The organism is Pseudomonas sp. JS425 (assembly GCF_018223845.1).
Lineage (GTDB): Bacteria > Pseudomonadota > Gammaproteobacteria > Pseudomonadales > Pseudomonadaceae > Aquipseudomonas > Aquipseudomonas asiatica.
In genome coordinates, this window is sequence record NZ_CP073661.1 from 3,360,621 (window position 1) to 3,377,383 (window position 16,763).

Consider the following 16,763-nt stretch of genomic DNA (forward strand, 5'->3'; position numbering starts at 1 on the left):
GGCGCCCCGGCATGTTATTCGTCTGTGTGATGCACCACGACCAGCAACTGCGCCGGCAGCGGCCCCACCGACCTTAGCCGGTGTGGTGTCTGGGCATTGAAATGCAAGGCATCGCCTTGCTCCAGCAGTACCCGCTCGCTCATGAAGTCCACTTCCACCTGGCCGGCGTGGACGAACAGGAATTCTTCGCCCAGGTGCTCCTTGAACGTAGGGTCGCTGAACTCGGTCGGCGGCTGGATCAGGAACGGCAACAGGCTGCGCTGCCCGACCTGGCTGGTGAGGGCCGAGTACCCCGGCCCTGCCCCGTCACCCACCAATGCCTGGCGCTCGCCATGGCGTACCAGGCTGTAGCGGTTCTGGCCGGTCTGCTCTTCGGCGAACAGTTCTTCGACATTGACATTCAGTGCCCGCGCCAGCTTCAGCGCGGCGGCGATCGAGGGGGTGTTCAGGCCACGTTCGACCTTGGACAGGTAGCTCTTGGTCATGCCGGTCTTGTCGGCCAGCAGCTCCAGGGTCATCCCCAGTTTCTTTCGCAGCAGTTTCAATCGGATAGACATGTGACGCGGATTTCCCAGGCGAAGGCAGCCCGGCCATCATACGTGGACTGCCAGGGAAATGCTGGGGCTGCTGTGCAGCCCCCGACTTTACGGCATCACCGGCGGCAGGTACTGCAACGTCGTACCCAATGCCCACAGCAACACCAGCACCAGCGGCACATGCACCAGCAACTGCACGAACGAGAAGCCGATCAGGTCGCGTGCCTTGAGCCCCAGTACCCCCAGCAGCGGCAGCATGTAGAACGGGTTGATCAGGTTCGGCAAGGCTTCGGCGGCGTTGTAGATCTGCACTGCCCAGCCCAGGTGGTACTGCAGGTCATTGGCCACCAGCATCACGTACGGGGCCTCGATGATCCACTTGCCACCACCCGATGGGATGAAGAAGCCCAGCACCGCCGAGTAGACGCCCATCAGCACGGCATAGGTGTCATGCGTGGCGATCTGGGTGAAGAACAGTGAAATGTGGTGGGCCAAAGTCTGCTCGTCGACGCCCTTCACCTGGGTGAGAATGGCAGCGATCGAACCATACAGCGGGAACTGGATCAGCACCCCGGTGGTGGTCGGAACCGCACGCGCCACCGCATCGAGGAAGCTGCGCGGGCGCCAGTGCAGCAAGGCACCGAGCATGATGAACAACAGGTTGTAGGTGTTCAGCCCGGAAATGGCGGTAATCGCCGGTTTGGTGGCGAACTCCTGGTACAGCCAGCCGGCGGCCAGGGCCACCAGCAACAGGATCAGGATGGGGCTGTGTTCCAGCCACTCGCCCGGGCGGGTGCGCTGGGGTGCCGGTGGCGCGGTGAAGCTGGGGTCGACCCCACAGTCCTGGGCGCTGCGCGCGCTGTTCGGGCCCGGCGCCGTGGCGTAGGCGATCACCAGCGAGACCACTACCAATGCCGCCAGCATCACGCCGGACTGCCAGAGGAAGATGGTTTCGGTGAACGGGATCACCCCGGTAATCGACAGGATCGACGGTGGCAGGCTGGCCGGGTTGGCCTGCAGTTGCGCCGCCGACGAAGACAGGCCCAGCGCCCACACGGCGCCCAGTCCCAGGTAGGCGGCGGCGCCGGCGGCGCGGTAGTCCATCTTCAGTTCGGTGCGTCGGGCCAGGGCGCGCACCAGCAGGCCGCCGAACACCAGCGACAGGCCCCAGTTGAGCAGCGATGCCAACATCGAGATCAGCGCCACCCAGCACACGGCCGAACGGCCATTGCCGGGGATGCGCGCCAGGCGGTCGATCAGGCGCGCGGCGGGCGGCGAGCTGGCCACCACATAGCCGCCGATGACTACGAAGGCCATCTGCATGGTGAAGGGGATCAGGCTCCAGAAGCCATCGCCAAAGGCCTTGGCGGTGTCGGTCGGCTTGGCGCCCATGGCCAGGGCGCCGATGCAAACCAGCAGTACTGCCAGGGCGGCAAACACCCAGGAATCGGGGAACCAGCGTTCGGCCCAGTTGGAGCAGCGCAAGGCAAAGCGCGCGGAACGGCTGTCTTGGATTTCAGCGGCCACAGTTCAATTCCTTTTATTGGTTTTATGAGGTAAAGCAGTATTGCCAGACAACGCAAAAACCCTGTGGGAGATTCTATGGTTTTCAGCAAGCCAGTTTCGCGCCTTTAGTGACGTATTCGTCCTGATTTTTCATCAGGGCGAATGCCACCCGCGCGAGCTTTCTTGCCAGGATTACCAACGCTTGGGTTGTTGCTTTACCACTGCTCCGATGCTGTTCGTAAAGCCCTTTCCAGGCTGCCGATCTGCTGGCCGCCATCGCAGCGTTGTGCAATAAGCGACGAATTTCTGAACAACCTCGCTTGGTGAGGCGACGTCGCCCATTCTTCTGTCCGGAATCACTGACTCGTAAATCCATTCCTAGGAATGCAATGTACGAGTCACTGCTTTTGAACTCGCCCCTTGTAAAAGCCATCACCAATGCTGCGGCGGTGAGAAAACCAATGCCCTCTACTGCCTGGCAGCGAGCGACTTGTTCCTGCAGCCCAGCGTCTCGCAGTACTTCTTTAATCTTCTTTTGAATCAACTGATCCAGCCGATCTATCGACTTCACAAAAGTTTCGAAGGCGGCTTTCAAAAGGCTTTCGTTAGCCCAGCTCTGAGTCATTGCAGTACGAGCAGTCACCAAGGCGGCTCTGCGTCGCAAGAGGCTCTGAAGCTTGCCGTAGACAGCGGGAGGCGGGCTCCAAGGGCGAAGGTCCTCGCCTTCATTTTTTAAAAAACGGGACAGCAACCGAGCATCGGAGGGGTCGGTTTTAACCCGTCCCCCAACACTCTTCCGGTAGTTGCTCAATTGAAAACCATCGATGACATAGACCTCGAAGCCTAGGCTGTGGGCCAATTCAACCAGGTCCAAGTGATAGACGTTGGTCGCCTCAACAGCGATAGCGGTGTTGAGGGGTTGTTGCTTGAGCCACCTTCTGATCTCGAGTTTGGAGTTTTTGAGCCTGATGATCTCGTCGCGATCATCGTGGTGGATAACCAGCTCAGCTTTCGCGACATCCGCACCCACGATCAACTTACCTACCTGCATTGCCATGGGCCGCTCCTCACGTTATGGTTTTTCGGCTTGAAGGGGTTTCACCAAGAGGCGCTGGCTTGTTTCTATCGTCGCTTGCAAACGATGCATTCTTTATCGGCGCTTTGGTGGAAGGGGTGGGGCGATGTCTCCCACGGTCTGTACTGCTGTGAACAGTCAGAATCGGGCATTTAGTCCCACCACCCCTTCAAGTCTAACCATACAAGCGGGCGTGCCCGCGAATGCGTCGGTAAATTCACCGCAGCATTCGCGGGCACGCCCGCTCCCACAGGGTAGGATCACATGATGCGTTAGAAGGTCATTTCCTTCACATCATCCGGCACGATCAGCTTGCCGGCGGTTTTCTCGATGATTTCCTCGATGCTCACCCCAGGCGCGGTCTCGCGCAGGATGAAGGCGCCGTCTTCGATTTCCAGGTAGGCCAGGTCGGTCAGCACCTTGCGGATGCAGCCAGCACCGGTCAATGGCAGGCTGCACTGCGGCAGCAGCTTGGACTCGCCGTCCTTGGACGCGTGGGTCATGGTGACGATGATGTTCTCGGCACCGGCCACCAGGTCCATGGCGCCGCCCATGCCCTTCACCAGCTTGCCCGGGATCATCCACGAAGCGATGTTGCCTTGCACATCCACTTCGAAGGCGCCAAGCACGGTCAGGTCGACGTGGCCGCCACGGATCATGGCGAACGACTGCGCCGAATCGAAGATCGAGGCACCGCGGCGGGCGGTGACGGTCTGCTTGCCGGCGTTGATCATGTCGGCATCGATGGTGCCTTCGGTGGGGAATTCGCCCATGCCGAGCAGGCCGTTTTCCGATTGCAGCATCACATCCATGTCGGCGGGTACGTAGTTGGCCACCAGGGTCGGAATGCCGATGCCCAGGTTTACGTAGTAGCCGTCCTTCAGTTCACGGGCGACGCGTTGCGCCATCTGTTCGCGGGTCAGTGCCATGGTCAGGATCTCTTTGTTGTTCTGGTGGATGGCGCTCAGGCCTTGACGGTGCGCTTTTCGATACGCTTTTCGAAGGTGCCGACGATGACGCGGTCCACGTAGATGCCCGGTGTGTGGATCTCGCTGGGCAGCAGCACGCCAGGTTCGACGATCTCTTCCACTTCGACCACGGTGATCTTGCCGGCGGTGGCCGCCAGCGGGTTGAAGTTTTGCGCGGTGTTGCGGTACACCACGTTGCCGTAGTGGTCGGCCTTCCAGCCCTTGACGATGGCGAAGTCGCCGGTGATGGATTCTTCGAGGATGTACTTGCGGCCGTTGAACTCGCGCACTTCCTTGCCGTCTGCAACCGGGGTGCCGTAGCCGGTGGCGGTGTAGAAGGCCGGGATGCCGGCGCCACCGGCGCGCATTTTCTCGGCGAGGGTGCCTTGCGGGGTCAGTTCCACTTCCAGCTCGCCGCTCAGCAGCTGGCGTTCGAACTCGGCGTTCTCGCCCACGTAGGAAGCGACCATCTTGCGGATCTGCCGGTCTTCCAGCAGCACGCCCAGGCCAAAGCCATCGACACCGCAGTTGTTGGAGACCACGGTCAGGCCCTTGACGCCACGGCGCTTGATTTCGCTGATAAGGTTTTCAGGGATACCGCACAGGCCGAAACCACCAGCCAGTACCGTCATGTTGTCGGTCAGGCCTTCGAGTGCCTGTTCATAGGTTGCAACGCGCTTGTCCAGTCCGGCCATGCTGATCCGCCTTTTGTAGTTGTTGAACCGACGAGGCTGTCGGTGAGCGTGTGGGGACATCTTCACCGCAAGCGACTGATTTGTTAATTTTGTTTTCATCATCGATTCATAACTTTTGCAAAACAACCAACAGGCCTGTCATGAACGTCAAGCAACTGCGCGCCTTTGTCGCTGTGGCCAAGTACCAGAGCTTCGCTCAGGCCGGTGAACACCTGCATGTCTCGCAACCGGCACTGAGCCTGACCATCAAGGCCCTGGAAGAAAACCTTGGCGGCGCCCTGCTCAGCCGCACCACGCGCAGCGTCAGCCTGACTGCCGAGGGCGAGGTGCTGCTGCCGCTGGCACGGCGCCTGCTGGCCGACTGGGACGACACCGAAGAAATGCTGCGCCAGCGTTTCACCCTGCAACTGGGCCGGGTTTCGGTGGCGGCCATGCCGGCCTTTGCCGGCAACCTGCTGCCCCACTCGCTGAAGGTATTTCGCCAGCGTTACCCGAAGGTCAACGTCACGGTGCACGATGTGATCAACGAACAGGTGCAGGAACTGGTGCGCCATCGCCGCGTCGAACTGGGCATCGGCTTCGAACCCGACAACAACGATGGCCTGGATTTCCACCCGTTGTACATGGACCGTTTCGTCGCCGTGGTGCCCGCCGATTCGCCCTTGGCGCAGCTGCCTCAGGTCAGCTGGGCACAGTTGCTTGCCGAAGACTTCGTGGCCCTGCAACGCCCTTCGGCGGTGCGCCTGCTGATGGAGCAGAACGTGGCCGCCCGCCACGGCAAACTCGCGGTGGCTTTCGAGAGCCATCAGTTGTCTACCGTCGGGCGCATGGTCGCCAGTGGGCTGGGGGTCAGTGCCGTGCCGGCACTTTGCATCAATCAGATGCAGGAGCTTGGCGCCCGCTGCGTGCCCTTGGTCGAGCCCACGGTCGAGCGCCGCATCGGTGTGATTGCTCTTAGCGAACACAAGCTTTCCACGGCAGCGCAAGCGCTGCTCGAGGTACTGCTTTCCAATACCCGCATCCCGGAGGTGACATGCGTTACGTGAAACTGGCAGGTTCGAGCGTTCCGGCCATCGGCCAGGGCACCTGGTACATGGGTGAAGATCCGGCTCGCAAGGCGGCCGAGGTGGCGGCCCTGCAACAGGGTATCGAACTTGGGCTGAGCCTGATCGATACCGCCGAGATGTATGCCGAAGGTGGCGCGGAAGAAGTGGTTGGCCAGGCCATTGCCGGGCGCCGCGACCAGGTGTTCCTGGTCAGCAAGGTGTATCCGCACAATGCCAGCCTGCGCGCCATGGCCGCCGCCTGCGAGCGCAGCCTCACCCGCCTGGGCACCGACTGCATCGACCTGTACCTGCTGCACTGGCGCGGCCAGCACCCACTGGAAGAAACCGTCGAAGCGTTCGAGCGCTTGCGCGAGCAAGGCAAGATCAAGCGCTGGGGTGTTTCCAATTTCGATGTCGACGACCTGCGCGAATTGCACAACCCCGATTGCGACACCAACCAGGTGCTGTACAACCCGGCCCAGCGTGGCATCGAGTTCGACCTGTTGCCGTGGTGCGAAAAGCGTGCGCTGCCGACCATGGCCTACTGCCCGCTGGCCCAGGCCGGGCGCCTGCTGCAGCACCCGGTGCTGGCGGAAATCGCCGAGCGCCATGGGGCCACGGTGGCCCAGGTCAGCCTGGCGTGGGTGACACGCAATGACGGGGTGATAGCCATCCCCAAGGCCGTGACGCCCGAGCATGTGCGGTTGAATGCCGCTGCGGGTGCGCTGACCCTGACCGGCGAAGACCTGCGGGCGATCGACCGGGCGTTCCCGGCACCGACGCGCAAGCAGCGGTTGGCGATGGTGTAGCGACTGTCGCGAAGAGAACTGAATTCGCAAGTAATCCTCATATCCTGTGGGAGCGGCTTTAGCCGCGAAGAATCCAGCGCGGTGCATGGCACCGGCTGCGCCGGTGTTCGCGGCTAAAGCCGCTCCCACAGGGACCGCGCAAAAATCAGGGTTTTGCGTGAGGTGCCGGGGATCAATGGAAATCCCGGCTGCGTACATCCAGCCCTTGCAACAGCGGGCTCACATCCTCCAACCGCCGTGCTATCAGGTGGCGCACGCCATTCTCCTGCTCCAGCCGCCCGCTGACCTTGAGCAACTGCGCCCCCACCAGTGCCCGCCGCTGCCGTTCGGCAAGATCCCGCCACACCACCACATTGACCATGCCGTGCTCGTCCTCCAGGGTGACGAAGGTCACGCCGCTGGCGGTCTGTGGCCGCTGGCGGCCCACCACCAGCCCGGCCACGGCAATGTTGTCACCATGCCCGACATCTTGCAGCTCGCGCGAACTGCGACAGCCCAGGGCCCGCAGGCGTGAGCGCAACAAGGTCAGGGGATGCGGCCCAAGCGTGGTACCCAGGGTCTGGTAATCGGCCATCAGGTCCTCTGCCACACTGGGGACGGGCAGTTCGACGGTACTTTCCGGCAAGGCTTCGATATCGGCGAACAAAGGCAGCTGCGGCTGCACCGCCGCCACCTGCCAGCGCGCCTGGTGCCGGTCCCTGGCCAAGGCGCGCAGCGCGCCGGCATCGGCCAACTGGGCCCGGGCTCGCGAATCGAGCCCGGCACGCAGGCACAGGTCTTCGACATCGCGCCATGGCCGCTGCGCCCTCGCCTGCTCCAGGCGCCTGGCGTCGGCCTCGGCAAAGCCGCGTACCAGGCGCAAGCCCATGCGAATGGCCAGCACCTCTCCAGGCTCAGGCTCGAGCGTGCAGTCCCAGTCACTGTGGCACACATCGACCGGCCTGACCTCGATACCCTGGCGCCGGGCCTCTTGCAGCAACTGGTCGGGGCTGTAGAAACCCATGGGCCAGCTGTTGACCAGCGCGCAGGTGAAAATCGCCGGTTCATGGCACTTGAGCCAGCTGCTGGCGTAGCACAACAAGGCAAAACTGGCCGCGTGCGATTCCGGAAAGCCATAACTGCCAAAGCCCTTGATCTGCTCGAAGATGCGCTCGGCAAACGCCAGGTCATAACCATTGCGCAACATGCCCTGCACCAGCCGCTCGCGGTGCGGCTCCAGGCCGCCGTGACGCTTCCAGGCGGCCATGCTGCGGCGCAACTGGTCGGCCTCGCCCGGGGTGTAGTCGGCCGCGACCATCGCCAGCTCCATTACCTGCTCCTGGAACAGCGGCACACCCAGGGTGCGCTCGAACACTGCCTTCAGTTGCGGCGAGGGATAGGTCACCGGTTCCTGCTTCAGGCGCCGGCGCAGGTAAGGGTGGACCATGTCGCCCTGGATCGGCCCGGGGCGGACGATGGCCACCTCGATGACCAGGTCGTAGAACTTTTCCGGCCGAAGCCGCGGCAACATGGCCATTTGCGCGCGCGATTCGATCTGGAACACGCCCATGGTCTCGGCACGGCTGATCATCGCGTAGGTAGCCGGGTCTTCGGCGGGGATGGTCGCCAGGGTCAGGTGCCGGCCACGGTGGCGTTGCAGCAGGTCGAAGCAACGGCGCAAGGCGCTGAGCATGCCCAGCGCCAGCACGTCGACCTTGAGCAGGCCTACCATGTCCAGGTCGTCCTTGTCCCACTGGATCACCGTGCGCTCCGGCATCGCGGCATTCTCCACCGGCACCAGCTCGTCCAAGGGTTGCTGCGAGATGACGAAGCCGCCCGGGTGCTGTGACAGGTGCCGAGGGAAGCCGATCAGTTCGCCGGCCAGCACCAGTACCCGGCGCAGCGAAGGGCTGCCCGCCTCGAAGCCGGCCTCGGCCAGGCGCTGGTCGTCGGGTATGCGATCGCTCCAGCGGCCACAGCACTTGGCCAGGGCGTCCACCTGGTCGGCGGGCAGCCCCAGCACCCGCGCCACATCCCGCACCGCACCGGCGGCATGGTAGGTGTTGACCACCGCAGTGAGCGCCGCCCGGTGCCGGCCATAGCGACGGAACACATACTGGATCACCTCCTCGCGCCGGTCGTGCTCGAAGTCCACGTCGATGTCCGGCGGCTCGTTGCGCTCGCGCGACAGGAAGCGCTCGAACAACAGGTGGTGTTGCATGGGGTCGAGCTCGGTGATGCCCAGCACGAAGCACACCACCGAGTTGGCTGCCGAGCCCCGCCCCTGGCACAGAATGCGCTGGCTGCGGGCGAAGGCGACAATGTCGTGCACAGTCAGGAAGTAGCTTTCGTAGCCCAGCTCCTCGATCAGCGCCAGCTCCTTGGCCAGCACATCCCGCACCTTGCTGCTCGGCCCGGCTGGCCAGCGCAACGGCAAACCCTGCTGGCACAATTCGCGCAACCAGCTCGCCGGGGTATGCCCCTGGGGCACCAGTTCGCAGGGGTACTGGTATTTCAATTCGCTCAGCTCGAACTGGCAGCGCGCAGCGATGGCCAGGGTCTCGGCCAGCAGGTCGGCGGGATAGAGCTCGCCCAGTTGTGCCTGGCTGCGCAGGTGCCGCTCGCCATTGGCAAACAGGAAGCGCCCGGCCTCGGCCACCAGGCAATGCTGGCGAATGGCGGTCATGCAATCTTGCAGGGCGCGGCGACCGCGCACGTGCATGTGCACGTCGCCACAGGCCACGGCGCGGATGCCGACCCTGGCCGCCAGGCCGCGCAAGCGTTCAAGACGCAAGGTATCGTCACTGCCGCGGTGCAGGTGCACCGCCAGCCACAGACGCTCACCGAACACGCCGTGCAGCCACTGCCCGGGGGTGGCATCGCCGCTGTCATCGGCTACCCACAATGCCAGCAGGCCCTGATGGTGCTGCTGCAGGTCATCGCGAAACAGTTGGTACTCGCCCTTCTGCGCCCGCCGCCGGGCCCGGGTGATCAGCGCGCACAGGTTCTGGTAGCCGGCCAGGTCCTGCACCAGCAGCACCAGCCTGGGGCCGTCCTGCAACTGCACTTCACTGCCCACGATCAGCCGCAGCTGGTGTTCCTTGGCCGCCTGCCAGGCACGGACGATACCGGCCAGGGTGCATTCGTCGGTGATCGCCAGCGCCTGGTAGCCCTGTTCACGCGCGCGCCGGAACAGCTCGTCGGCGCTCGACGCGCCGCGCTGGAAGCTGAAGTTGGACAGGCAGTGCAGCTCGGCATAACCCGGGGTGTTCATGCGAACCAGCCCTGCAGCCACAACGGGCCGGCCTTGCCCAGGTCGCGGTAGGCCCAGCCGCGCAGGCCGTCGCGGGTTTCGATGCGGTAATAGTCGCGGCGCACATCGCCGCCATCCCACCAGCCCGACTCGATGCGCTCGGCATGGCCTTGCAGGCGATAGCCGCCTTCGTCCAGCGCCATGGGGGCCGACAGCAGCCAGCCAGGGCGGCTGCCAGGAACGACCGGCATGTTGCCCTGGGCACCCTGCTCTACCGCTTGCCAGGCGCATTCGGGGCGATGATCGGCTGCCGCGCTCAGGCCCTTGACCGCCTCATCCCCCAGGCGGGCGCGTAGCCGTTCGCGCAATTGTTCCCAAGGTTGCGCCTGCTGCGCACGCGGGTCGAACAATGCCTGGTGTTGCGGCACGAAGGGTGGCAGGTCCTCGGCAACCAGCCGCAGGTTGCGCACAGGTGCGGGAATGCGTAGCGGCTCCAGGCGCCCGCGCGCCAGTTCGAACAGCATCGCAGCATCGCGTTCGGCGGCCAGCAGGCCTACCTTCAGCAAGGTATCCGGCCCCTCGGCATGCTCCAGGTGCAGGCAGAAACGCTGCACGCCACAGTCACGCCCGGCGAGGAACGCGGCAAGGTCGTTGAGCATGCGCCGCAGCGGGAACAGCAGGGCCTGGTGTGATTCGACGTCGAAGTTCAGCTCCAGCCGGGTCTCGAAACGGTCCGGGGGCTGGTAGAAGCCCAGCCCCAGGTTGCGCAGGCCGAGCAACTGGTCAAGGTGCAGCTGCACCTGGGCCGGAAAGCGCCTGGCCAGGCTGTCGCGGGGCAAGGCCAGCACCTGGCTCAACTGGCGCAGGCCCATGCGGGCAAAGGCCTCGGCAGCCTGCGCAGGCAGGCCGATACGCTCGATGGGCATGCCCAGCAGCGCCGCACGGGTGGCATCGGCATCCATCACGGCCAGGCCATCGTGAGCATTGGCGAGCATGCGCGCCGCCACCGGGTTGCTGGCCAGGACGATGCGTTGGCGCAAGCCCAGCTCCGCCAGCTCCTGGCGCAGGCGGGCCTCGAACAGCGGCCAGGGGCCGAACAGCTGCAGGCTGGAACCCACCTCCAGCAACAGCGCCCGTGGGTAGTGCAGGCTGACCTGGGCACTGAAGCGGTAGGCCCAGGCTGCCAGCAACTGCTGCACCTGGTCGATGCGCCTGGGGTCGGCTTCGACGCAGCTGAAGCCATCGGCCAGCGCACGCGCCGCCGTCAGGGTTTGCCCGGCCCGCAGGCCGAGCGCCGCCGCCGCCGGGTTGACCGCCTGCAGCACACGTCGCTGGGTCGGCCCGCCAAGCAGCACCAGGGGGGTATCGGGGTCGTCACGCTCACGCAGGACCGTGTCCAGCGCCAGCTGCGGAAGCAGGATGCAGGCCCAGAGCATGTTGCATCAGCCCCGCCCCGGGCAGGCGATGGGCAGCGCCGGTGGCATGCCGCCACGGCTTTTCAGCACGCGCCATTGTGCCGGGCGGGTGTCGACGGCAATGCGCAGCGCTGCGGGCGAAGGGTTGTGCGCCGCCTGTTGCGGCCGGCAGGCGAAGGCCAGCGCCTGGCCGGTTTCGGCAGCCACCTGCAGGCGCCGCAGGGCGCGGTCATCGGCACGTTCCGGCCAGCACAGCACCGCCGCGCAACTGCCGGAGCGCAGGCACTGCTCGGCGGCCCACAGGGCATCGGCAGGTTCGGCGTCCACCTGTACCAGCCAGCGCAGGTCCACCCCCGCGGCCTGCCAGGCCGGGGCGTAAGGAATGAATGGCGGTGCCACCAGCACGATTCGGCTGGCTTCAGCGCTCAAGCGGGCCAGGGTCGGCCACATCAGCTGCAATTCGCCACAGCCGGGGCTGGCCAGCAACAGTTCGCTGAGCGCAGCCGCCGGCCAGCCACCTTCCGGCAGGCATTGGTCAAGGGCGGCATGGCCCGTGGGCTGCAGGCCGAGCGGCCGCGCCTGGGCCTGCCGACCGCGCCATACCCGGCGCTGGTCGAGCAACCTGTCGAGGTCGACCACCGCGCCCATCAGTCACGCCTCAGCAAGCCGCAGAACACGCCTTCGATGAAGAATTCCTGTTCAGGCCGCACATCGATGGGCGCATAGGCCGGGTTGCGTGGCAACAGCCGGTAATTGCCACCCTGGCGCTGCAGGCGCTTGATGGTCACCTCGCCGTCCAGGCGCGCGACCACGATCTGGCCATCGCGGGCGTCGGCCTGCTGGAGGATGCCGACCAGATCGCCATCGAAAATGCCGTCGTCGATCATCGAGTCGCCACGCACCTTCAGCAGGTAGTCGGGGGTACGGCGGAACAGGCTGGGGTCGAGCAGCAGTTGCTCGTGAATGTCGAGGTCCGGGCCGATGGGGGCGCCTGCCGCCACCTGGCCCAGCACCGGCACTTCGAGGATTTCCGGGCGGCGCAGCCGTTCGGCCAGGCGTATGCCCCGCGCCTGGTTCGGCGTGACGTCGATGTAGCCGGCCTGGCACAGGGCGGTGATGTGCTTGCGCGCCACGCTGCGCGAGGCAAAACCGAAGCGCGTGGCGATATCGGCCAGGCTCGGCGGCTGGCCGTGGTCGGCGATGCGCTCACGGATGAACTCGAAGATGGCGCGGCGTTTTGGGGTAAGATTGTCCATGGAGCACATTTGTACTCTTTTTAGAGCACGCTGAACAGCCCCCTTCGTCGACGGCTTGGCGGCTGCGATGCAATTGTGACGGGCAGCAGTTCATTTGCTGGCCGAGGCCATCAGAACACCAAAACAGAAAAAGGTGATGCCGGAGATTTTGCCGACAATTCGCGCACCGCGGTCGCTCGACAGCCAGCCCCTGGCGCTATTGGCCATCAGCGCATAACCGGTGTGTACCAGCACGACCAGCAACGCGTAGGATGAAACCAGCAGGAAGAACTGGCGGTAGTAGTTGTCCTGGGGACTGATGAATTGTGGAAACACCGCCAGGAAGAAGAAACCAGCCTTGGGATTCAGCAGTTGGATCGACAACGCTTCGACCAGGCGCCGCCAGGGTTGCGTGGCGGTCACGGTAAACTCCGGAATGAAACGCTGGGTGCGCCACATTTTTCCCCCCAAGTACAACAGGTACAACGCGCCGACGTACTTGAGCACGGTGAACGCCGTTGCCGAGGTCGCCAGGACCAACCCCACGCTGCTGGCCGAGAGCCCGGCGACGATGAAAGCGCCCAAAGCGATGCCAAAGATCCCCGGCAGCGCTCCGCCCCAGCCGTGGCGCAGGGCGTTGGAGAGGGTCAGCACTACCCCGGGACCGGGGCTTAACACGGTGAAAGTCGCGAGGACAAGGAACAATCCATAGCTAGCCATGCAAAATGCCTCCTGGCATTGAACTGAAGAGCGTTAGGGCCGCCAACGGCACCCGAGGATCAATGCCGCACACAGCGAAGTCCGATCAGCAAAGAAGCGGATACTTGTTGCGCACATGGACGAAGACCAGAACAGAGCGGCGTCAGAGTGGCGTGAAACACCATCGCTGACAAACGCTTTATTTGCGCCCCTGATGTGACAAAATTAGACATATGATCAGCGACCTCCCACCCTTGAATGCCCTCCGGGCCTTTGCCTCGGCCGCGCGACACCAGAGCTTCAGCCGTGCCGCCGAGGAGCTGCACGTCACCCACAGTGCTGTCAGCCGCCATATACGCCTGCTCGAAGAGCACCTGGGCATAATGTTGTTCGAACGCCGAAATCGGCAGTCGGTACTCACCCCGAGCGGCCAGGCTTACTATGAACAGATCAGCCTGGGCCTGGCGCAAATCGCCAACGCCACTCAGGCCCTGGCCCGAAGCAGTGCATCGCGCAAGGTGATCATCAATGTGCGCCCGTCCTTTGCCGTGCGCTGGCTGATCCCTCGGTTACCCGAATTCATGACGCAGTTTCCAGAGATTCAGCCCGAGATTGTGACCAGCATCCTGGCCCCTGACCCCTCGCGTGAGGCCTTCGATCTGGTGGTGCGCCGTGGCAGCGCAGGCTGGGCGGCCAATCTGGAACCGAACATGCTGTTCGAGGACGAGCTGCTGCTGGTTGCCGCGCCTTCTCTTCTGGAAGCGATACCGGTTCAGGCGCCGTCGGATGTGCTGCGCCATACCCTGCTCTCGGGCAGGACACGTAATGGGGATTGGCAGGCCTGGTGCAAGCTGGCCGGTGTCAGCCAGGCAAGACAACGGCCAGCGCTGCAGTTCGATCACATGCACCTGGTGCTGCAAGCTGCCGTCGACGGCCTTGGCCTGGCGCTGTGCCCGGCCACGCTGCTGGGCAAGGATCTTGCCACCGGCCGACTGCACAACCCGCTGCCTCATCTACGACTGCCCCTGACTCGCTACTACTATGGGGTATCGAAAGATGCGGTCGCCGAGACCCAGGTATTTATCGACTGGATGCTCTCTCGGCTCCAGCATGACACCTGTGCACTTCCTTGATCGGTGCGCGGCAAACATATCAGCCCTCGCAGCGATCCACACAATATTTGCGGCTATGCAGCGCTCCAATAGAGAAGATCAGCTACCTGCGCCCAGCCACCTACGCCAACCAGAACTGATGACCAAACTTCGAAAGCCGGAGCGTGCCAACGGCCGGTTACTCGGTTGGCTTTCCAGCTTTGGCAGTTGCTGACTTGACGCGCAGGCGTCAACCTCGCGTTCGAGCACAGCTCTGCCAAGGCTGCCGTACTCCAGTACACTCAGGAAGTCGCGTAGTTGACGTGACTCCAAAGGCAAAGAATCTCCCTTCTGGCCCGCCCATGATTTTGGACCTGGATACCCAATGCTGACTGCCCTGCTGTTCGACCTCGACGGAACCCTCACCGACACTGACACCTTGCATCTGCAGGCCTTTCGCCAACTGCTGCGCGAGCATGACGGCCGCGAGCTGAGCCAGGCGCAGTTCGATGCCCAGGTCAGCGGCCGCGCCAACGGCGAGCTGTTCGCCGAGCTGTTTGCCGGTGCCAGTGCCGAGCAGTGCCAGGTGCTGGCCGACCGCAAGGAGGCGCTGTTCCGCGACATGTCGCCGGCTCTTGAGCCGATGCCGGGCCTAGTGCGCCTGCTGGAACATGCCCAGGCTCGTGACATCGGCATGTGCGTGGTGACCAACGCACCGCGGCTGAACGCCGAGCACATGTTGAACGCCATGGGCCTGGGCCAGCGCTTCGCGCACGTGCTGGTGGCAGAGGAACTGGCACGGCCCAAGCCGGACCCGCTGCCTTACCTGACCGGGTTGCAGCGGCTGGGTGCCGAGGCCGGGCAGGCACTGGCCTTCGAGGATTCGCTGCCGGGGGTGGCGGCCGCGAGTGGCGCTGGGATCTTTACCGTGGGCGTGGCCACTACGCAGACGCCGGAGCGGTTGCTGGCGGCGGGGGCGAAGCTGGTTGTCCGTGACTTCAACGACCCAGCGTTGTGGACCTTGATCGGATCCATGCAATGAGCATACGGGGCCGCTTCGCGCCTCATCGCCGGCAAGCCAGCTCCCACCTCGACCGCATCGGCCTCAAGCCGTGCGCTGTCCCTGTGGGAGCAACTGTCTTTAGAAATTTATTTTCAAGCGTGCCATTCGGGCAGGGCTTCGCTCGATACCGCGTAGCGGTGTCGCTGGCGAAGCCCGCATTTGTAGAAAATCGATCCTCGTTCGTGATCAGGGTGCGGGTACCTGAGGCTTGAGCTCTTTCCACTCCGTTCCGTCACGCAGCATTGCGTTCAGGCGCACCAGCAACACGCGCATGCACGCCACTGCGGCAACTTTTGCGCGCTTGCCTCGGGCTATCAGGGCTTCATAGCGGGTTCTAACTTCTGGGACATGCTGGATCATTGACCAGATCGACATGTAGGCCGCCTTGCGGACTCTGTAACGCCCGCCTTCGATCTTCCTCGGGCCACTCTTCTTGCCGCTGTCTTTGTTGTACGGCGCTAACCCAGCCAAGGCTGCAATTTCGCGCCCCGTCACGCTTCCCAGCTCAGGTAGGTAGGCCATGAAGGTGCCACAACTGATGACGCCAATCCCTTTCACAGACCTTAGCCGCATGGCTGTCGTGCGATCCAGCACGTTCGAGGCACGCTCAATCGCCTTGTCCAAGGCCTTAATCTGATCATTCAGGTAAGCGACATGCTCGGTATAAACGGTAATGGCCGTAGCTGAAGTGGTTTGTTTCATCCGACGCTTGTCATCATCCCGATGCTGGACAAGATTGCCACGGAGTTTGATGAGCTCTCCCAGTTCATCCCGATCTTGATTAGGCTCTATCTGCGGCAAGTCCTCGAAGTCCCTGGCAAACCGCGCCAGCATCTGGGCGTCGATCTTGTCAGTCTTGGCAATTTTGCCCATGGCACTCGCATAGTCCCGACAGCGCCTGGGGTTGACCCTGACGACGTTCAACCCCTCCAGTCGCAAGGCTTTGAATACGGCCCGTTCATAGCCACCGGTGGCTTCCAGCAAGACCCGTTCGACCTCAAGCTCGTTCAGGCATGCGATCAGTTGCGCAAAGCCCTCAGAGTCATTCCTGACCTGGAACTGGGGAATACTTTCAGGAAGAAAGCCCACATCCAGAGTCGCTTTCGAAACGTCGAGACCAACGAAGTAGGAAATCATCGCCAAGCCCTCTTACACTCAAGAAGTGAGAGCACTCTGACTTAGCCCTAGCTTGTGACTGCGAGTTCGCCACTCATTCAACTGTTCGGGCTTAGGTCAGAGTGGGAGGTGGATGGCGACTAGGCTCCCACTCGTGCTTTAGAGCACACCTGGCTTTCAGTCTGCCATCCACTGCTCTCACCCTTTCGAGTTTAAGAGACCTTGAAGACACAAGCTGGCTTGCCGGCGATGGGCTGCGAAGCGGCCCCAAAATTTC

The 16,763-nt window shown here is 63.5% G+C and carries 15 protein-coding genes; 4 read left to right on the forward strand and 11 right to left on the reverse strand.

Annotated features, from left to right (window positions below):
* Window positions 1-14 precede the first annotated feature (14 nt).
* The 5 genes from KDB76_RS15745 to KDB76_RS15765 form a co-directional block, all read right to left on the reverse strand.
* Entirely contained in the window at window positions 15-557 is a 543-nt protein-coding gene (locus tag KDB76_RS15745) for an XRE family transcriptional regulator (RefSeq protein WP_015270419.1), read from the reverse strand.
* An 87-nt stretch (window positions 558-644) separates the two neighbouring features.
* Window positions 645-2,063, reverse strand: a complete 1,419-nt coding sequence (locus KDB76_RS15750) for a TIGR00366 family protein (RefSeq protein WP_013972720.1) — start codon at window positions 2,061-2,063, stop codon at window positions 645-647.
* Between the two features lie 82 nt (window positions 2,064-2,145).
* Window positions 2,146-3,099 carry an IS110 family transposase gene (locus KDB76_RS15755; RefSeq protein ID WP_013970314.1) on the reverse strand — a complete coding sequence of 318 codons (954 nt, stop codon included), beginning with the start codon at window positions 3,097-3,099 and terminating at the stop codon, window positions 2,146-2,148.
* 290 nt (window positions 3,100-3,389) lie between these two features.
* Window positions 3,390-4,046, reverse strand: a complete 657-nt coding sequence (locus KDB76_RS15760) for a CoA transferase subunit B (RefSeq protein ID WP_003260585.1) — start codon at window positions 4,044-4,046, stop codon at window positions 3,390-3,392.
* 35 nt (window positions 4,047-4,081) lie between these two features.
* Complete coding sequence (locus tag KDB76_RS15765) at window positions 4,082-4,780, reverse strand: CoA transferase subunit A (protein ID WP_015270421.1); 699 nt, start codon at window positions 4,778-4,780, stop codon at window positions 4,082-4,084.
* 140 nt (window positions 4,781-4,920) lie between these two features.
* Here KDB76_RS15765 and KDB76_RS15770 point away from each other — a divergent pair, with 140 nt between their 5' ends.
* Together KDB76_RS15770 and KDB76_RS15775 are read left to right on the forward strand one after the other, a co-directional pair.
* Window positions 4,921-5,826 carry a LysR family transcriptional regulator gene (locus KDB76_RS15770; RefSeq protein WP_013972722.1) on the forward strand — a complete coding sequence of 302 codons (906 nt, stop codon included), beginning with the start codon at window positions 4,921-4,923 and terminating at the stop codon, window positions 5,824-5,826.
* Window positions 5,814-6,635 carry an aldo/keto reductase gene (locus KDB76_RS15775; RefSeq protein ID WP_038409678.1) on the forward strand — a complete coding sequence of 274 codons (822 nt, stop codon included), beginning with the start codon at window positions 5,814-5,816 and terminating at the stop codon, window positions 6,633-6,635. Before KDB76_RS15770 ends, KDB76_RS15775 begins: the two co-directional genes overlap by 13 nt.
* A gap of 172 nt (window positions 6,636-6,807) precedes the next feature.
* Here the strand turns inward: KDB76_RS15775 and KDB76_RS15780 are convergent, their stop codons facing one another.
* The 5 genes from KDB76_RS15780 to KDB76_RS15800 all read right to left on the reverse strand — a co-directional run bounded on the left by KDB76_RS15780 (window position 6,808) and on the right by KDB76_RS15800 (window position 13,237).
* A complete protein-coding gene (locus KDB76_RS15780) occupies window positions 6,808-9,888 on the reverse strand; it encodes an error-prone DNA polymerase (protein ID WP_038409679.1) in 3,081 nt (1,026 codons plus the stop codon).
* Window positions 9,885-11,303: a DNA polymerase Y family protein gene (locus tag KDB76_RS15785; RefSeq protein WP_038409680.1), complete on the reverse strand. Its 1,419-nt coding sequence runs from the start codon at window positions 11,301-11,303 to the stop codon at window positions 9,885-9,887. Before KDB76_RS15785 ends, KDB76_RS15780 begins: the two co-directional genes overlap by 4 nt.
* Window positions 11,304-11,309: 6 nt before the next feature.
* Window positions 11,310-11,930, reverse strand: coding sequence for a translesion DNA synthesis-associated protein ImuA (gene imuA, locus KDB76_RS15790; RefSeq protein WP_013972726.1), 621 nt, complete (start codon window positions 11,928-11,930; stop codon window positions 11,310-11,312).
* Window positions 11,930-12,547 carry a transcriptional repressor LexA gene (gene lexA, locus KDB76_RS15795; protein WP_025339260.1) on the reverse strand — a complete coding sequence of 206 codons (618 nt, stop codon included), beginning with the start codon at window positions 12,545-12,547 and terminating at the stop codon, window positions 11,930-11,932. Before lexA ends, imuA begins: the two co-directional genes overlap by 1 nt.
* 81 nt (window positions 12,548-12,628) lie before the next feature.
* Window positions 12,629-13,237: a LysE family translocator gene (locus KDB76_RS15800; RefSeq protein WP_024087167.1), complete on the reverse strand. Its 609-nt coding sequence runs from the start codon at window positions 13,235-13,237 to the stop codon at window positions 12,629-12,631.
* 212 nt (window positions 13,238-13,449) lie between these two features.
* Here KDB76_RS15800 and KDB76_RS15805 point away from each other — a divergent pair, with 212 nt between their 5' ends.
* Window positions 13,450-14,349, forward strand: coding sequence for a LysR substrate-binding domain-containing protein (locus tag KDB76_RS15805; protein ID WP_013972729.1), 900 nt, complete (start codon window positions 13,450-13,452; stop codon window positions 14,347-14,349).
* A gap of 343 nt (window positions 14,350-14,692) precedes the next feature.
* Complete coding sequence (locus KDB76_RS15810; RefSeq protein WP_024087169.1) at window positions 14,693-15,349, forward strand: HAD family phosphatase; 657 nt, start codon at window positions 14,693-14,695, stop codon at window positions 15,347-15,349.
* Between the two features lie 207 nt (window positions 15,350-15,556).
* Here KDB76_RS15810 and KDB76_RS15815 read toward each other — a convergent pair whose 3' ends face one another.
* Window positions 15,557-16,507 (reverse strand): IS110 family transposase, encoded by a 951-nt coding sequence (locus tag KDB76_RS15815; protein WP_013970357.1) that lies wholly within the window; start codon window positions 16,505-16,507, stop codon window positions 15,557-15,559.
* Window positions 16,508-16,763: the final 256 nt, after the last annotated feature.